This is a genomic window from Nocardia citri (assembly GCF_054065835.1).
In genome coordinates this window covers 1-1,788 of the sequence record NZ_JBSUQM010000060.1, presented here as the reverse complement: position 1 = coordinate 1,788, position 1,788 = coordinate 1, and the positions used below count along the sequence as shown (strand labels likewise).

Here is a 1,788-nt window from a genome sequence, read left to right as displayed (position 1 = left end):
CAAGGCCGGGTAGTTAGTGTTTTCGCTTGTCATGCAAGGGGTTTGGGTGACCAGGGTGTGGCGCTGTAGAGGCCTGGGCCGACTTTGTGGATGAGGCCGTCGGTGGCCCATCGGCTCAGTTGTCTGTACATGGTGTTCATGGTGATGTCGCCGAAGTGGGCGGCGATGTCGCGGGCTCGCCAGAGGCGAGTGGGCTCTGTGGTGAGCAGGGTCAGGATCCGGTGCCGGCGGCGGCCGGTGGGGGCGAGGTGGGAATCGTTGCGGGAGGTGGTCGGCAGCGGTTGCTGGGCCTCGGGCGTCACGATGGTGACGTCGAGGTTGGTGACGGTGCGGCTGGTATCGGGTCGGCCGTCGTCTCGGCGCTCGCCGTATCGGGAAATGGGCGATTTGACCTTGCGGGTGCTGACCCGTTGACGCCGCGGCGGCAGTAGGTGGTTCAGGACCTGCTCACCGATCCGCCCGACCAGGCTGTCTCCCTCGCCGGCGGGGACGATGCCGGCGGCGCCGATGACCTGGTCGCGGGCGGTGTGCAGGGCGATGGTGAAGCAGCAGCGGTCGGGATCGGTGCCCGGCCGTGACTCGGCGGCATCGACCATCACGGTGCGTAGCACCTGGTAGAGGCTCAGCAGGGCCCACATCTCCTGCTGTATGCCAGCGGGGTCACCCGAGCGCAGGTTGCGCCCGTCCATGAGCGTGTGGCGCAGGGCGTAGTAGGTCGACTCGTGTTCCCATCGCTGGTGGTAGAGGGCCACCAGCGACGCCGCGGGGTAGCGGCGGGCGTCGGTCAGGGTCGACACGAGGCGGTAGCTTCCGGTGAAGACGGTGCCGTCGATACAGGTCACCGTGATCTGGGCGTCGATGATCCGCACCCGCACCGTGTTGATGACAGACAGGTACGAGCCGTCGTGCAGCCGGGTCAGGACCGGGGTGCGGCGGTTGCTGCGCAGCCGGCCCAGCACCTGGGCCCCGGTCGCGCACACCTTGATGAGGAAGTCGTTGCTGTCAAAACCCTTGTCCCACAAGACCAGCATGTCCGGGCGCAGCAAATGCAGCAGGCGGGTGGCATAGCCGGTCTCGCTCTCGGCGGTCGGCCCGAACACTGCCCCGATCATCGCGCGGGTGCCGGTCTCCACCAGCGTCATCAACTCCAGTATCGGGTAGCCGTAGTGGGCGGTGCGGCCCAGCCAGCCCCGGTTACGGGCGGTGTCGGGGACCTTCTGCGAGGTGCAGCCGTCGAAGGACACCGTCCGATACTGCCCGAACCGGACCCCCGGAGTCGTCGGCTGGGCCAACGGCCCGGACACGATATCGAATAACGCTTTCACTGGCGCCGCTGTCAGCCGTCGACGCAAGTCGCGCAACGCTTTCGTGGTCGGGGCGGCGATCGATATCCCGGTCAACGAGGCGGTGAGTTTGTCCCAGACCAGCCGATACCCGACCTCGGGGAACAAGCACATCGCGAGCACAAAATACATCCCGACCCGGGACGGGAGATCCCGCAACCGGCGCTGCACCGTCCGGGTCTGAGCCAGGACCGCGTCGACGAGCTCGAACGGCACGATAGCGGTCAGCTCACCCAGATGGCCCGGAGCGTACCGGCCCGCAGCCACGCTGACCGTGCGGGTGATTGTCGCCAGCGCGGGTGGCAAGCCAGAATGAAATGGCAACGGAGCTCCTCGGAACAGATGTCTTGGTCGACTATCTGAACCAACGAGCTCCGTTGCGTTATGCCCGGCAATCTTCCAAAGTGCTTGTGCCACCAGCGAAAACACTAACTACCCGGCCTTG

General features: G+C 66.3%; 1 protein-coding gene. It reads right to left on the bottom strand.

Annotation, left to right across the window (positions count from 1 at the left end; all coding sequences use genetic code 11):
- Positions 1-29 precede the first annotated feature (29 nt).
- Complete coding sequence (locus ACW2Q0_RS31050; RefSeq protein WP_457194483.1) at positions 30-1,667, bottom strand: IS4 family transposase; 1,638 nt, start codon at positions 1,665-1,667, stop codon at positions 30-32.
- Positions 1,668-1,788 lie beyond the last annotated feature (121 nt).